Origin of the sequence: Paenibacillus darwinianus (assembly GCF_000598065.1) — a bacterium.
GTDB classification, from domain to species: Bacteria; Bacillota; Bacilli; order Paenibacillales; family Paenibacillaceae; genus Paenibacillus_I; species Paenibacillus_I darwinianus.
This window is the reverse complement of the sequence record NZ_KK082185.1, coordinates 1-13,705: the sequence shown is the minus strand read 5'-3', so window position 1 is coordinate 13,705 and position 13,705 is coordinate 1. Positions and strand designations below refer to the sequence as shown.

The 13,705-nt window shown below is 54.3% G+C and carries 18 protein-coding genes and 1 tRNA gene; 12 read left to right on the top strand and 7 right to left on the bottom strand.

Annotated features, from left to right (window positions below; genetic code table 11):
* The 4 genes from BG52_RS15475 to BG52_RS11880 all read left to right on the top strand — a co-directional run.
* Positions 1-1,363: transposase (locus tag BG52_RS15475; protein ID WP_223299002.1), on the top strand; the 1,363-nt coding region annotated here is incomplete at its 5' end.
* Between the two features lie 32 nt (positions 1,364-1,395).
* On the top strand, positions 1,396-1,512 hold the full coding sequence (locus BG52_RS15470) for a hypothetical protein (protein WP_081793842.1): 117 nt from the start codon (positions 1,396-1,398) through the stop codon (positions 1,510-1,512).
* Positions 1,513-1,603: 91 nt separating this feature from the next.
* Positions 1,604-1,786: a hypothetical protein gene (locus tag BG52_RS11885; protein WP_036667319.1), complete on the top strand. Its 183-nt coding sequence runs from the start codon at positions 1,604-1,606 to the stop codon at positions 1,784-1,786.
* Between the two features lie 164 nt (positions 1,787-1,950).
* Entirely contained in the window at positions 1,951-2,649 is a 699-nt protein-coding gene (locus tag BG52_RS11880; RefSeq protein WP_036580509.1) for a uracil-DNA glycosylase, read from the top strand.
* 45 nt (positions 2,650-2,694) lie between these two features.
* Here BG52_RS11880 and BG52_RS11875 read toward each other — a convergent pair whose 3' ends face one another.
* The 3 genes from BG52_RS11875 to BG52_RS11865 form a co-directional block, all read right to left on the bottom strand.
* Entirely contained in the window at positions 2,695-3,651 is a 957-nt protein-coding gene (locus tag BG52_RS11875) for an S-layer homology domain-containing protein (protein ID WP_036580506.1), read from the bottom strand.
* Positions 3,652-3,810: 159 nt separating this feature from the next.
* Positions 3,811-4,092, bottom strand: a complete 282-nt coding sequence (ligD, locus tag BG52_RS16830; RefSeq protein ID WP_397309530.1) for a non-homologous end-joining DNA ligase LigD — start codon at positions 4,090-4,092, stop codon at positions 3,811-3,813.
* Positions 4,093-4,132: 40 nt separating this feature from the next.
* Positions 4,133-4,208: transfer RNA gene (locus BG52_RS11865), tRNA-Val, on the bottom strand.
* Positions 4,209-4,429: 221 nt separating this feature from the next.
* On the opposite strand from BG52_RS11865, the gene BG52_RS16170 reads away from it, so the two are divergent.
* Together BG52_RS16170 and BG52_RS11860 are read left to right on the top strand one after the other, a co-directional pair.
* Complete coding sequence (locus tag BG52_RS16170; RefSeq protein ID WP_190287533.1) at positions 4,430-4,573, top strand: hypothetical protein; 144 nt, start codon at positions 4,430-4,432, stop codon at positions 4,571-4,573.
* A gap of 74 nt (positions 4,574-4,647) precedes the next feature.
* On the top strand, positions 4,648-4,911 hold the full coding sequence (locus BG52_RS11860; RefSeq protein WP_036580504.1) for a hypothetical protein: 264 nt from the start codon (positions 4,648-4,650) through the stop codon (positions 4,909-4,911).
* Between the two features lie 95 nt (positions 4,912-5,006).
* Here BG52_RS11860 and BG52_RS11855 read toward each other — a convergent pair whose 3' ends face one another.
* On the bottom strand, positions 5,007-5,732 hold the full coding sequence (locus BG52_RS11855; protein ID WP_081793840.1) for an MBL fold metallo-hydrolase: 726 nt from the start codon (positions 5,730-5,732) through the stop codon (positions 5,007-5,009).
* Positions 5,733-6,229: 497 nt separating this feature from the next.
* On the opposite strand from BG52_RS11855, the gene BG52_RS11850 reads away from it, so the two are divergent.
* Both BG52_RS11850 and BG52_RS11845 read left to right on the top strand, forming a co-directional pair.
* Positions 6,230-6,793 (top strand): stalk domain-containing protein, encoded by a 564-nt coding sequence (locus BG52_RS11850; RefSeq protein ID WP_036580502.1) that lies wholly within the window; start codon positions 6,230-6,232, stop codon positions 6,791-6,793.
* A 119-nt stretch (positions 6,794-6,912) separates the two neighbouring features.
* Positions 6,913-7,224 (top strand): DUF1292 domain-containing protein, encoded by a 312-nt coding sequence (locus tag BG52_RS11845; protein WP_036580499.1) that lies wholly within the window; start codon positions 6,913-6,915, stop codon positions 7,222-7,224.
* Between the two features lie 58 nt (positions 7,225-7,282).
* Here the strand turns inward: BG52_RS11845 and BG52_RS11840 are convergent, their stop codons facing one another.
* A complete protein-coding gene (locus BG52_RS11840; RefSeq protein ID WP_036580496.1) occupies positions 7,283-7,702 on the bottom strand; it encodes a DUF1885 family protein in 420 nt (139 codons plus the stop codon).
* Between the two features lie 141 nt (positions 7,703-7,843).
* On the opposite strand from BG52_RS11840, the gene BG52_RS11835 reads away from it, so the two are divergent.
* A complete protein-coding gene (locus tag BG52_RS11835; RefSeq protein ID WP_317628067.1) occupies positions 7,844-8,134 on the top strand; it encodes a DUF3055 domain-containing protein in 291 nt (96 codons plus the stop codon).
* 112 nt (positions 8,135-8,246) lie between these two features.
* On the opposite strand, the gene BG52_RS11830 is transcribed toward BG52_RS11835, so the two are convergent.
* Positions 8,247-9,716 (bottom strand): aminotransferase class I/II-fold pyridoxal phosphate-dependent enzyme, encoded by a 1,470-nt coding sequence (locus BG52_RS11830; RefSeq protein WP_036580493.1) that lies wholly within the window; start codon positions 9,714-9,716, stop codon positions 8,247-8,249.
* 176 nt (positions 9,717-9,892) lie between these two features.
* On the opposite strand from BG52_RS11830, the gene BG52_RS11825 reads away from it, so the two are divergent.
* Positions 9,893-11,065, top strand: a complete 1,173-nt coding sequence (locus BG52_RS11825) for a tetracycline resistance MFS efflux pump (protein ID WP_036580532.1) — start codon at positions 9,893-9,895, stop codon at positions 11,063-11,065.
* Positions 11,066-11,217: 152 nt separating this feature from the next.
* Here BG52_RS11825 and BG52_RS11820 read toward each other — a convergent pair whose 3' ends face one another.
* Complete coding sequence (locus BG52_RS11820; RefSeq protein ID WP_081793835.1) at positions 11,218-11,892, bottom strand: YktB family protein; 675 nt, start codon at positions 11,890-11,892, stop codon at positions 11,218-11,220.
* Positions 11,893-12,190: 298 nt separating this feature from the next.
* Here BG52_RS11820 and BG52_RS11815 point away from each other — a divergent pair, with 298 nt between their 5' ends.
* The gene (locus BG52_RS11815) at positions 12,191-12,787 is read left to right on the top strand and encodes a hypothetical protein (RefSeq protein ID WP_036580490.1); all 597 of its coding nucleotides are present in this window, start codon (positions 12,191-12,193) and stop codon (positions 12,785-12,787) included.
* A gap of 169 nt (positions 12,788-12,956) precedes the next feature.
* The coding region (locus BG52_RS11810) for an FGGY family carbohydrate kinase (protein ID WP_036667320.1) at positions 12,957-13,705 on the top strand (749 nt) is incomplete at its 3' end.

Here is a 13,705-nt window from a genome sequence, read left to right as displayed (position 1 = left end):
AACGCCCACTTGGATTGTCGCCTTCTTATACATGGTCGGTCTCATTGCTCAGTGTACATCCGTTCTTCAAATGTCAAAGCTTGCGAGTAGGGACGCTTTACTTCAACCTTTACTCCAGCAATGGAATCTTGCTCAACATACGTTAAGTAGATTTCTAACGAGTAAGTTCAATTGGGCCTTGTTTGGTCATAAGCGCGTTGCTCGATTGCAACAAGATTCCGAGACTGCACTACAAGAAGGCGATGTCGTTGACTTGGATGATAGCGTCATTGATCACCCTTTCGGCAAAATGCTCTCTTTCCTTTGCTGGCTCTATGATTCATCTCAGAAAATCAGTGTTTGGGGTATGAATCTTGTTGTTCTTCATGCCGTTCTACGAAACGGATTGGAGTACCCGCTTTCTTACAAGGTTTGGCGGAAGCCTGCCGTTAAAGGCGATGGCCCTACGAAACTAGACTTGGCGAAGGAGATGCTTCTTGCCTTACGGCAATCGACAAAATGTCGTCTGTGGGTCGCTATGGACCGGTGGTATTTGTGTAAGGACTTCTTTAACTTTCTTACGGGCAATCGATTCGACTGGGTCACCAAGGCCAAGCGAAACACGGCCTTGTTCCGAAAACAGATTCACCCTCTGACAGGCCGGGAACGCTATGAACCCGTCAATCCAGCCATGCTCATTAAAGAGGTATTCACATCGCTGTCCAAACAAGGCCAGGTTGGTTTAGTTGGCATTTCCGTACCTGATATCTACATGAAAATGCCACACTTCGTTAGCAATCGCAAAGGGGAACATATAAAGAAATATCGCTACACCGCGATCGCTGCTGTTGTCGCCATGCGACTTAAAGAAGATGAAGAGCCTGAAGCAGCAGAACTGGAAGACACAGATGAGGATAAGCCAGCAACGTACCGTGGCGCTTATGTGCTAATCAGTAATCGAGCCGACGCTGCAGACGAAGTGTTGCACGTGTATGCCAAACGTTGGCGGATTGAAGTGTTCTTTCGACGGGCTAAACAAAATTTAGGATTGGCCAAGTGCCATTCAACCACCGAAGAACATCATCACGCGCATTTAGAGTTGCTCTTCGCTGCGGATACTTTACTTGGATTTGCACATTGGGAAATGAACAAAGAAAAAACGAGTGATGGCGATGGCTGCACCCACGGTGAAATGGTCCGCTGCCTCTTCCACACTCGTTGTCAGATCCGCTCCAAAACCCGCTCAGGGACTCAGACGATCTCTCTTGATATTGGCACAGAGGCAGTACGCTTTGCAAGACTTATTCAGTTATTTTGGCCTAATGAGATTCGAATGTTCTGGGGAGAATCTGCTTTTTCCCATGTTCTACCTGCAAGTGCATAACTCATGAAAGACATGAAGGGAGAGGAAATTTCATGGAGAAAGAATCAAAGAAAGGTTGGGGTTGGGGAGTATTAGCTTTCCTAACTTGTCCTTGTCATCTGGTGCTCATCATTCCTCTATTGGCGGGAACTGCTTTGGGCGCCTTTTAAACCAGTTATAAAACCGCTGCGTTTATTGTGCTAGGCGTATTGTTCGCTTTGTCCCTATACAGGGTCTTTAAAACGGGGATACCTTGTCCACATGGAAAAGGTGGAATGGTTCGATGAGGACACCTATCAAGTGTTTTTCGAGCGCCATCCGTCCAAAGCGCTCCCTAGCGCGCCTGTAGCGAGAGCGCACCGCAAAGACATTCCGGAAGGAAAGGTCGTTAAGCCCGCACCTCATAGCGTTGCCAAAGGGCTGTACTACCCGACTGGCCGCTAAGCGGACTACCGCAGGCGTGTTGTAGACCAAAGGCGGCAAAAAGCCGTTCAGCCCTGCTGGCGGCTCTTTGCCGTTCTAAGAGTCCGGTATGCTTTTGACAAGCTTCGTATCCCATGATAACATCGGACGCACGAGATGGAAAATGACAGGGAGCGGGGGATCGTATGAGCTTTGGGACGGATTTTCGCAACGATTGGCAGGAGCTTCTGGCTGCGGAAATGGAACAGCCGTATTTAATCGCGCTGCGGGAGAGGCTGGAAGCGGAATATGAATTGGGCAGTGTATATCCCGCATCGTCCGACATTTTTAATGCGCTGGATTATACGTCTTATGCCGGCACCAAGGTCGTCATCCTGGGACAGGATCCTTATCATGGCTTGGGCCAAGCGCAAGGTCTCAGCTTTTCCGTAAACCCGGGCGTGCGGATTCCACCGTCGCTCCAAAATATATATAAAGAGCTTCACGACGATCTCGGCTGCCCGATCCCGGATCATGGTAATCTGATACCATGGGCGCGGCAAGGGGTACTGCTATTGAACGCGGTATTGACGGTGCAAGCGGGCAAAGCCAACTCTCATCAGGGGTTGGGATGGGAACGGTTCACCGACCGGATCGTGACGGCCTTGGGTGCGCGGGAGAAGCCGGTGGTTTTTATTTTATGGGGGAAGTATGCGCAGGCTAAAGCGGCTTTCATCGATGCTGGCCGGCACGCGGTTATCGCTAGCCCGCACCCCAGTCCGTTTGCTGCGCGGCGCGGTTTTTTTGGGAGCCGGCCATTCTCGCGCGCGAATGCCCATCTGCGTTCCTTCGGGAGCGAGGAGATCGAATGGTGTCTGCCTCCCTTTCCGAAAGACATGAAATGACGATCACACGGCTGACCAAGTCCGCTAAATTTCGTCGATGCGTTCTTAGGCTCGGCTGCCGAAGCTGGAGCTCGCGGCGTTCCGACTTTGCGGCGCTTCGGCCAGCACTGGCTTGTAGGCAGTACTTATATAAGTTGTCGTTTTGACTTCCGTAATGACTTGCGGATACATTTTGTCCGGTTCCGGCATGACGGTTTCCGTATGAATGATTGCGCGATCGCCTTCGAACACGATTGAAGAGATGCGGATACCGTAACCCGGATGCGGCGCGTCCGCTTTTACCGTCACCTCGTTCACATTCGCATTCACCGCTTTCGTTTCCAGCTTCATATTAGATAGCGGACTTGGTTTCGAGGGGGTGCCCGCTTGCTTTTCCCCCACAAAGCTGATCGCATCGTGAAGCCAACCGGCTGCGGCGCTGCGGGTGATCGTCGCCTTCGGATAAAACATGCGCTTCTCGTCAAGGCTGATGATTGCCGAGATGAGAAGCTTCTGGATGCTGTTCATGTAGAGAGGATTAACGGCGGCTTCATCTGCAAAATCCATGTATTGCTCCGTGAAGAAATACTCGCCGGTCCGCATCATGCCTTGGAACAGATGATAGGCGAATTGCTCGCGGGTCATGATCTGGTCGGCTTTAACATCCTTGGGAATCTCGAGCCCATTGTGTTGTGCGATAATAAAAGTGTCGGTGTACCAGGCGTCGTCCTTCAAATTCGGGAAATAATGGGTAGCCTTCGGCTCCTTGACGAAACGGAGATTGTCGATATTGAGCCCGAAGCCCTTCACGATTATGGAAACACCTGCCGCATAGGTCAGATTGCCTCCGGGATTGTATTTTCCGTTCGAATCTCCCTTCAGAATGCCTCTCTCTTGCAAGGCGTTGATTTTATCCGCGTTCGGATCGCCGCTCATGTCCGAGAACGCCCGTGCGGATTGACCCCAAGCCATAAACAGCGTGAGAACGGACAGCAAGACGAGTAAAGATTGCCTTTTTTTCATGATCTTTTCCCCCTATACTTAATGATTCATTGGCTGTGCACTTTCTGTACTCCTAGACGCAGCCTTCTGAATAAAGGTTGCAAGAACAGCTCGAATGGTTGACGGGTTTGTAATTTAGCGATGTTCGGGATCCGCTCCGGTACCGATCCGATCGTAAAGTCACGGGGATGAATGCCTTCCCGTATTTCCTGTCATCTTACCGGTGTCGACACGGTCGCGAGAGGCGGGCGCGCACCGAATAAGGAGCGGCCATCCTGCTCTCTCCAGTGTAACCTTCTCCGGCATCTGCTGCAAAATATATTCGGCCACGAACTTGTTCACTTGTCGCGTTTGTTCAAACGGATCATTGGGCTGAAGCGGTCCATAAATTTGCATGCCCGTGACTCCGGAGGTTTTAGGGAAGCTTTGCAAGGAGAGGGGGCTCAAAACTTCATGTAACAAAAAAACCCCTTGAAGATCAAGGGGTTTCGGCGTTTATGTATGGTGATCTGTAGTGGGCTCGAACCACTGACCCCCACCCTGTCAAGATGGTGCTCTCCCAGCTGAGCTAACAGATCACGTCGTAGCGACAAGTAATAATATATCAACTTTCAGCAAGCGAGTCAACCCCTGATTGCAAAAAATGTTGCAAAAAAATGTCGGACCGGCTGAACCGCTTCCGGACCCGGCATCCCCCCTTTGGCTGAGCGATGTGCGGTTATGCGGCGGGGCGGCGACTTTTTTCGCCTGCGGCGGCATACGTATCAGTAAGCGGATTTCACTGGGAGGCGGTCTACGGATGTTGAAGGAAGCGATCATGCTCGCCGTGTGGCTGATCGGTTTGTTTTTCATTATCGGTATAGCAGTCGTCGGCATATGGCGGATGTTGATACGGGACAGCTTTAAATATGATGAAAAGTTCGTCTGGCGCAAACGCCCCTAACCGGTTTAAAAAGCCGGCGTACGGTCATACTGCTCCCATAACCCGCTATATCGGGAATTGGGAGTGACAGCGCAATGAAACGCATGATCCTAACCATACTCGGCATGCTGCTGTTGGCCGCCGGCACGTCCGGCTGCGTCAGGCCCGCATGGGCGCATCCGCAGCAGGCACGAACAACCGTAACGGATAGCGTATTCGGTTCCGTGTATCCGGAATCTGTGTTTGACGATCTATACGGACCATCGGAGGAGGGGAAGGGGGAGACGATTGTAAAACCTTCCGGCTCTTTCGAAACCGGCATTGGGACGGAAAGTTCGTTGCCGACCTTGGGGCGGTAGAACCATGGCCGCGCAGAGGGCAATCAGGCCGGTTCATTCGCTAAGACAAAAAAGGATCGTGCCTTCGCCAATTGAAGGTCCGGTCCTTTTGCCTATTAAATGCTATATCTGCGATGCTGCTCGACGAACCGCATCAGGCCGGTCTTGCCGGTGAACTCGTCCTTGTTGTCCGGGTAGTGCATGAGGTAAATCTTCTCCTGCACGTCCTCGGGCAACGTAAGGAGCTCCTCCAGCGCGGCGTGCACGACGCCCGGCGGCGTCAGCTGGCAATCGTGAAAGACGGTGCAGCCTTTCTCGCGCACCATGCGGGTGACGAGTTCGGGAGCGAACTGCATATCGGATGAATAAAAGAAGGAATCGTTCAATAGCAGCGAATAGCTGATCTTGCCCGGAACGTGCTCCGTTCGGATCAATTCAACCTGCAGCCCCGGATGGAGTTCAATCGCCTCTCCCTCCTCAATCAGCCTCACCTCGAAAAAATCATTAAGCGTTTCATCCTCCCGCTGCTGCAAGCCGCCCTTCAATGTATGCTCCCACAGCGGCTCAACCAGCTTGGCCGGAACGAACAGAACAGGCTTCTTCTGAAATTGGAATCGCATCCGGAACGCGGTCTCCTCCAGGCCGCCGACATGGTCGCCGTGGATGTGCGTCACCAGCAACGCGTCGATCTCATCAATCGGCTTGCCGAGCGCGTGAAGCGCGGCCGGGGCCGTTATGCCGCAATCGACCATAAGCGTAAATCCGTCCACGAACAGAAGTGCGTTGTTATTGTAATACTTTTTTGCCCAAGCGCTTCCCGTTCCGAGCATGAGAATGTCCAAAGCCGTTGCCCCCTGCGTCATTTTTATAAAATGTAACATTTTTACTTTCGAAATAAAAGAACGATCGCTTAAAAACCTGATAATTCGTGATAGTAGCCGCTTCCGCACCCATAGGCGAATCATACAATGGATCAGATACGCGAAAGGGGCCAGCAGCGATGAGCAAGGCGAAAGCGGCTAAGAAGAAAAAGGCGCACTCCGACCGCCAAACGATCCGCATGAAAATGGTATTGTCCGCAACCTGCGAAGCATGTCCCACACCATGCGCCAGAGGTATCCAATACCGGGAGAGGATGCGGGTGCCCGGTGCGGTCGGAAGGGGAGTCCCCTGCATGCTAACCCGCACGGTAGGGTAATGGCTAACATTTCCCGGGGAAGCGCAACGTTCAACAGAAGCCGACGAAATCGGCAGGAAAATTTTTTTTGCAGAGGCGCAACTTCGAATAGGCTGGGGAGTATAACCATACATCCAGATATATTCGGATGGAGGTTAGTGCATGAAGCTGAAGAAGCTGCTTGTTCTGGTCGTGCTTCTCTCCATATGGGGCGGCACGATGATATTAGCGGACGCGGCCAGCCAGAGAGTGAAGGTCATCGTTAACGGTTCGGAATTGAACGAGACCGGGCTTTTGGAGGAAAACAAGACGTATTTGCCTCTCCGCCAGATCGCCGGTGCGTTGCAGTCGCTGATCAGCTGGGACGAGTCAACCAAGAGAGTGGCCCTGAACAAACCGAACGTGCATATGTTTTTGTTTAAGGACACCACCGTTTTCGGCAAAGTAAACAAAGGCAGTAAGGTGACCTTCTCGGCCTGGGCCCAGGTGGACAGCTTGACAACGGACATATCGGCGTTCAAAATCGTCATCGCCGGCCCCGACGGCAAGGAAGATCTGATCCAATCGCAGGAGGTCGCCTCTCAGAAGGATAACTTCTGGTTCCGCACGAAAGAGGTTCGCTACCTGTTCGACTCAAGCGGCAATTACCCGGTACGGATGTACATGAAGCCGAGCAGAAGCGACGAGTGGAATCTCGTTTCCGAGAAACTGATTATCGCCGAATAAGACGACAAAGGGCGTCGCTCCAGCCGGTCAGGCGGAGCGGCGCCCTCTGTTTGACCCGGGCAGTCCCGCATGGTACGATACGGGAGGAAAAAACTTTGCGAACGAAATGAGGGTATGGCATGAGCGAGCATAAACACGGCGACGATTGCGGCTGCGGACACGACCACGATCATGACCACGAGCACGAAGAGCATGTATTTCTGGTTGAGGACGACGAGGGCAAAGAACGTGAGATGGTCATGGTCTATACGTTCGAGTCGGAGGAGAAGGTATATGCCGTATTGCTCGACCGCAACGATCCGGAAGCGGACGGCGTCATTTTCCGTATCGAAGAGGAGAACGAGGAAGCTTTCCTGGTCGGGATCGAGGACGATGCCGAGTGGGATCGCGTGACCAAAATTTACGAGGAAATCGCCCAGCAGGAGAATTGAAACGTCCGGGATATAGAAAAACGGCTTGCAGTCGCCAGGATTGCAAGCCGTTTTTGCGTCATTTGCGCGGATTGTAATAGATGGTGCGGCCATTGAACATCTTCAGCTCTGCCTGCAGATGTTTGGCCAGGTATTTGCAGAACTCATTGCCTTTGGCTTTGTCGCCGTGCGTGGCGTCGTCGGGCAATACGACCTGAACGAAGTGAACGTCTTTCCCGTTCTCTTCCGTCTGGTCTACGCCGATTACAAGGTAACGATAGAGAGGGTCGGCGCCCTTTAGATAAAACCACCGGTCTTCTTCGCCGGGCTTCGTTTCGATCGTATAAGGAAAGGCGGCGTCCGCATATTCCCAATCGAGCTGCCTGCCGGTTAGTGTCGTTTGCTCACGGTATCGGCCAAGCCGTTCCTTGACGCCGTCCAGCGTAAGCTGTTCGACGGCCGAGCCGTTAACGAAACGGATGTAAGCGCTTTGACTCATACCTATCCACCCCCGTTACTAGGATAGCACCGAAAAGTAACGAAGACAATACGATGTTTTTTTGAAAGCGATTGCAAACCGGTGAACTTGGTGATATAATAGTAAGACTATTCTGACAAATATGACGAGGAGGTTTTGACAGTGCTCGAATCCTTGTACGATGTGACCGAAAGGGCTGAGGTGCATTTTGTGGGATGCGTGACGGAGCAGGCCAGATTCGATTTTTCCATCGTGTACACGAGTCAGTTTTTCGGCAAGCCCATGGTCATCTGCATGCAATCCGGCAAATCGACGCTGCTTAGTGCGGAGGACTTATACGATACCGATTATGTGCAAAGACTGTTTCAGATCGGTGAAAGCGAGGTTGCGGAGGATTTGGGCCGAATGCTGCTGAGCCGGCTGCCTCTTATGGAAGTGAGGGACCAATATTGAGCGCAGGAGCCGATCGCGATAACGAATGTAAGGGCACCCGTTAAGAAAGCGAATGCTTTCGAGAGCGGGTGCCCTTTTTCGCAGCGCTTTGATCAGGACAGGGACAAGGACTTTAAGAAATGGCTTCTTCCTCGAAAATCACCTTCACGAACTCGATGCTGCGGTCCTCGGGTCCTTTGACCGGCAGGCCGACGTCGACATGATCGACGATGTAATCGATGTTCTCCTGCGAAATGACCTCCCCAGGAAGTAATATCGGAATGCCCGGCGGATACACATAGATGAATTCGGCGATAATCCGGCCGGCCGATTCCTTGAAAGGCACGATCTCGGTTTGCCCGTAGAACGCTTCGCGGGGCGTGAGAGATAAATGCGGGATTTCCGGGATTTTAACAACCAGTTCCTGCACTTCGCTCTTTTGGTGGTACTGCTCGGACATGTCGCGGAGCGCGGCAAGCAGCGTGTCGATCGTCTCGCGGGTGTCGCCCGGCGTGACCAGGCACAGGATATTGTACATATCGCTGAGCTCGACTTCCAGATTGTAATGCTCGCGCAGCCAATTCTCGGTCTCGTACCCGGTAATGCCGAGGTGACGGACATGAATCGTCAGCTTGGTCGGATCGTAATCGTAGGTAGCCTCGCCGCCGAGGATATCTTCCCCAAAACAGTACAAGCCGGGAATCTTGTTGATTTCTTCCCTGGCGTACCCGGCATGCCCAAGTGCCTGCTCCGCCAGCTCGTGACCGTGCAGGGCCAGATGGCGGCGAGACGTGTCGAGCGATGACAGCAAAATGTAAGAGGTCGACGTGGTGGTAAGCATGCTGATGATCGTCTGTACGCGGTACGGATTAATGCGGCCTGCGCGAACGTTCAGCACCGAGCTTTGCGTCATGGAACCGCCGAGCTTGTGCACGCTGGTGGCGGCCATATCGGCGCCGGCCTGCATGGCGGAAATCGGCAGCTTCTCATGGAAATGAATAAGCACGCCGTGCGCTTCGTCGACAAGCACCGGGATATCGTATTCGTGGACGAGATCGACGATTTCCTTCAGGTTTGCGCAGATGCCGAAATAGGTCGGATTAATGACGACGACCGCCTTCGCGTCCGGGTGCCTGTCCAATGCGCGGCGTACCGAACGGGTCGTGATGCCGTGATCGATGCCGAGATGCTCGTCGCGGGCGGGCGAAATGAAGATAGGCCGGGCGCCGGCGAAAATAATGGCGGACATAATTGATTTGTGCACGTTGCGCGGAACGATGATTTTATCGCCCGGCGCGCAGACGGTAAGGATCATCGTCATGATGGCGCCGCTCGTTCCCTGCACCGAGAAGTACGTATAATCGGCGCCGAAGGCATCGGCCGCCAGCTTCTGAGCCTCCTCGATGACGCCGGTCGGCTGGTGCAGATCGTCGAGCGGGGCAATATTGATCAAGTCGATCGACAGCGCATTGTCTCCAATGAAGGAACGGAATTCCGGGTCGCTGCCCATCCCTTTCTTGTGTCCGGGAATATGAAACTGAACGGGATTGTTCTCCGCGTGCTTGCGAAGGGCGCTGAACAGCGGAGTGGATCGGTGATCCATCGCGGCATCCCAGCCTTTCCTATGAAGTAAGCCAAACAAGGTTGAGTATAGCAAATACGGGGGGGAATGCAAGTCGGCAAGGTGAAAAATGGCCACGAATTCATGTTCTTCATTTGTTCATTTCTCAACGCCCTGCAGTTATGGTACGATATGCGGGTGGAGGGAAGACAGACATGTTGAACAAACAACTCGCCGTGGTCATGGTCATGCTAATGACCGTGTTCATCGGCTTTGGCATCATCATACCGGTTATGCCGGAGCTGGTGAAAAGCGTCGATCCCGGAAAAGCGGAAATTCATAACGCGTTGATGCTGTCGATTTACTCGGCCGTGTCCTTTTTATTGTCCCCGATCTGGGGCGGTTTGTCGGACCGGATCGGGCGGCGGCCGATCATCCTTATCGGCGTACTCGGCTTCGCGGCCAGCTTTCTGCTGTTCGGTCTTGCGTCCGACAACCTGTCGCTGATGTATGCTTCCCGGGTGCTCGGCGGATTGTTCTCGGGCGCGGTTACGTCCGTGATCGTGGCCTATGTCGCGGACATCACGCCGCCCGAGCAGCGGACGAAAGGCATGGGTCTTGTCGGCATGTCGATCGGCCTCGGATTTACGTTCGGACCGGCGTTCGGCGGCTTCCTGAGCCGGATTTCGCTGGAGACGCCATTCTTCGCGGCCGCGGCGCTTGCGGCCATCATCTTTGGGCTCGCGCTCATTATGCTGAAGGAATCGCTTCCCGAGGAGAAGCGGCACGTCAGCACAGAGAAGGCGCCCTCGCGCTGGACGGCTTTTACAGGACCGCTCAAGTACTTGTACGTGCTGGCATTTTTCGTAACGTTCTCGCTTGCCGGATTGGAGTCGACGCTGCAATTTTTCGGCATGGCGCGCTTCGCCGTAACCCCGTACCAATTCGGTATTATGTTCTTCGTATGCGGGCTTGTCGGCGCACTGGTACAGGGGGGCGTCGTGCGGCGGCGTGTCAAAAGCGGACAGGAACCGGCGTACATTGCGGCGGGGCTTGTCATATCGGCCATCGGCTTCTTCCTGCTCGTCACTGCGCATTCGCTATGGACGGCCACCTTGTTCCTGGCTATTTTCGGTGTCGGCAACGCGCTGATCCGGCCGTGCGTCACGTCTTTGATCACGCAGAAGACGAAGGTCGGTCAGGGGGTGGCCTCGGGGCTGAGCTCCTCCATGGACAGCCTCGGGCGGATTATCGGTCCGCTTGTAGCGGCCGGCCTGTTCCGGATTGAGCTGACGCTGCCTCTTATCGTCGGCGGCATTTTGTCGCTCATGGCGCTGCTGCTGCTCTCGGGCTTCCGTGTGGCGGACAAAAAGATGGCCGGCGCGGAATGACGCCCGGCTGAAAAGCTCCGCGCGACGCGGGACGATCCGTCAAGGATTGTCCCCGCGTCGGCGGAGCTTTTTTCTCAGAACATGCGGCTGCCGAGCGGCCCTGAATGGTATGCGCGGCAAGCTGCGAGCGTATGCCGCTTTGGGGAAATGCTTCAGAACGCCATGCGATACAGCGGCATCAGCGTGTCGAACGTTTCCTCCGCCTTGGCGATAAACGCCTCGCCGTCTGCGGCGATCGGATCGTTGCGGTCGATATGGATACCGCACAGCAGCTCCGACGCCTTCACCGTCTGGAGCCGTTTGAACAGCGCTTCGAGATCGGCCTTTTTCATCGCGTCGTGGCGGGTGGCTTCGGGCTGCATATGGTCGCCGGACCAGACGAAATGATTCGGGATCGTTGTGCGGATTTCGTTCAGCTTCTTCAATCCGTTGCGCGCGAGCACGTCCTTGTTCGTCGATTCGTAAATAACCGCGAAAAGCACGAACAAATGCGTCCCGAACATTCCGATCTGAAAATGCGGATGCGCTTTGTAGCCTCGCTTGTTGTTGGCAAACGCTACCCAGGTGTCGTTTGGGGCATTAATCGTCCGGCGCGCGTGCTTGGCGACATGCGGAAACATCTCCTCGCCGCAGCGCACGGTCAAGTAAGGCGTCAGCCGCTCGCCGAGCATCGCCAGCTTTGGGCGGACCCGCTCGATCAGCGCGGACATCCGGCCTTCCAGACCGGGGACGGCAAACACGTCGAAATCTTCCGGACCGAAGCCGGGAAAAGGGAGCTCTGCGGGCTGCCTTCCGGCGCGCGTTCCCGATTGCAGATCAATGGTCATCAGGTTCAACTCCTTCTTTATGTTCATGAAACCGATTCAAGTGAACAGCGCGTTCAGACTTTTGTGCCCCTATTATCGCAAATAAGCCCAAGTCCATATTATTATAACATGACGCGGGCTGCCGGAACGGTTTTTCTTATTTTGCGCTTTCATTTTGAACGTTTAATTCGGATTAATCCGGGCGGAGTTTAAAAAAGTCAATAAACCAAGTTGCCAGAACATAAAATGGAGTATAAACTGAATGGTAAGCACAAATTGTCAGAACATTTCGTCAACGTTCAATGGGGGAGGAATTGCCGTGAACAAGAGCTATGAAGTGGAATATTGCAACCTTGAAATTCGATTTGACCGCCGGCAAATCCACAATCTGATCCGGGATTTGATCCAGGCGGGCTACTCCCTTTATTGGAGCGAGACCGAGGCGCAGTTTCTCATCTCGATCCGCACGGGCCGCAAGCTTGTAAAGCTGCGGTTCCAGCGCATCAGGAGCCGCTACAAAATTGTCGGAGACTACGTGATCAAAGACGAAAAGCTGTCTGTGCTGCTTGAAAGGCTGATTAACGATTCGCGCGGCCATGCTGTGGTAAAAAGGATTAAAGACAGGCAAATCGTGATCGAGAGCATTATGTTCGGTGAAATCATCCGTCTGGTGGAGGTGTCGGGTATGGAGCATCGGATCATTTATCAGAAGAAAACAAGTATCTCGACCGAGGAGATGATGCAGGCCTTCCAATCGAAACGGGCGGAGGAACGCGTTCCGGTTCTGCGTCTTGAGATCGATTACGAATTGGCCTCGCTGTCGGAGGCGCTGCGCGAGGGACGAGTCGAGGAGGCGGCCGCGGTCAAGGAACGTTTGGCTGCGCTGCGGACGGAGATGCTGCAGCTTGAAATGTGAGGGTGATGAAGAAGCGATGAAGGCAAGCGGGCTTTATAAATGGCTTGAATAGCTTCTCTCCGTGTTAGGCGGGGAGAAGCTTTTTTGCTTCCGGTTGCATGATCGTCCGCCCTGCAATAGAATGGGTTTCAGTGACAGTCCGCTTTATGGCGGACAAAGGGAGATGGACATGAACGGAGGCGGCCCGCAGCAATCGTCGGTCATACTTTCGGTCGATTTAGGCACGACTAGCGCCAAAGTGCTGGCGATTGCGACAGACAGTATTTTACGGCAAGGTACGGGAGAAACAAGGTTGAACACCGGAGCGCGCATTGTGGCGAGAGCGGAACGCGGTTACCCGCTGCTCACCACCGCCCCCGGCTATGCCGAGCAGGATCCCGATCGGATCGCGGCAGCCGTCCGCGATGCGGTCAGGGAAGCGGCCGACTGCGCCGCCCGTGCGCAAGTGCGTGTGCTAGCGGTGGCGTTCAGCTCGGCGATGCACGCACTGATCGCGGTCGGAGCGGACAACAGGCCGATTACGCCCTGCCTCACATGGGCGGATTTGCGCGCCGCGCCTTACGCGCGGGCGCTTCGGGAGGACGGAACCGCGGCGGGCTTGTATGCACGCACGGGGGTGCCGGTCCATGCCATGACCCCCTTCTCGAAGCTGCTTTGGCTCCGCGCGGAACAACCCGAATCATTCCGTCGCGCGCACCGGTTCATCGGCATCAAGGAGCATGTCCTGCATGGATGGTTCGGACGCCCGGTCCCGATGGATGAGTCAGTAGCCGGCGGCACCGGCTTCTACAATCTTCATACGCGGAATTGGGACGAGGAAGCGTTGCGGCTGGCGGGCATAGGCGCCGAGCGGCTGCCGGAGCTGGCGCCGTCGACCGCGCTGCTTGCCGGAATGAAGCCAGAAGCGGCGGAGGAGCT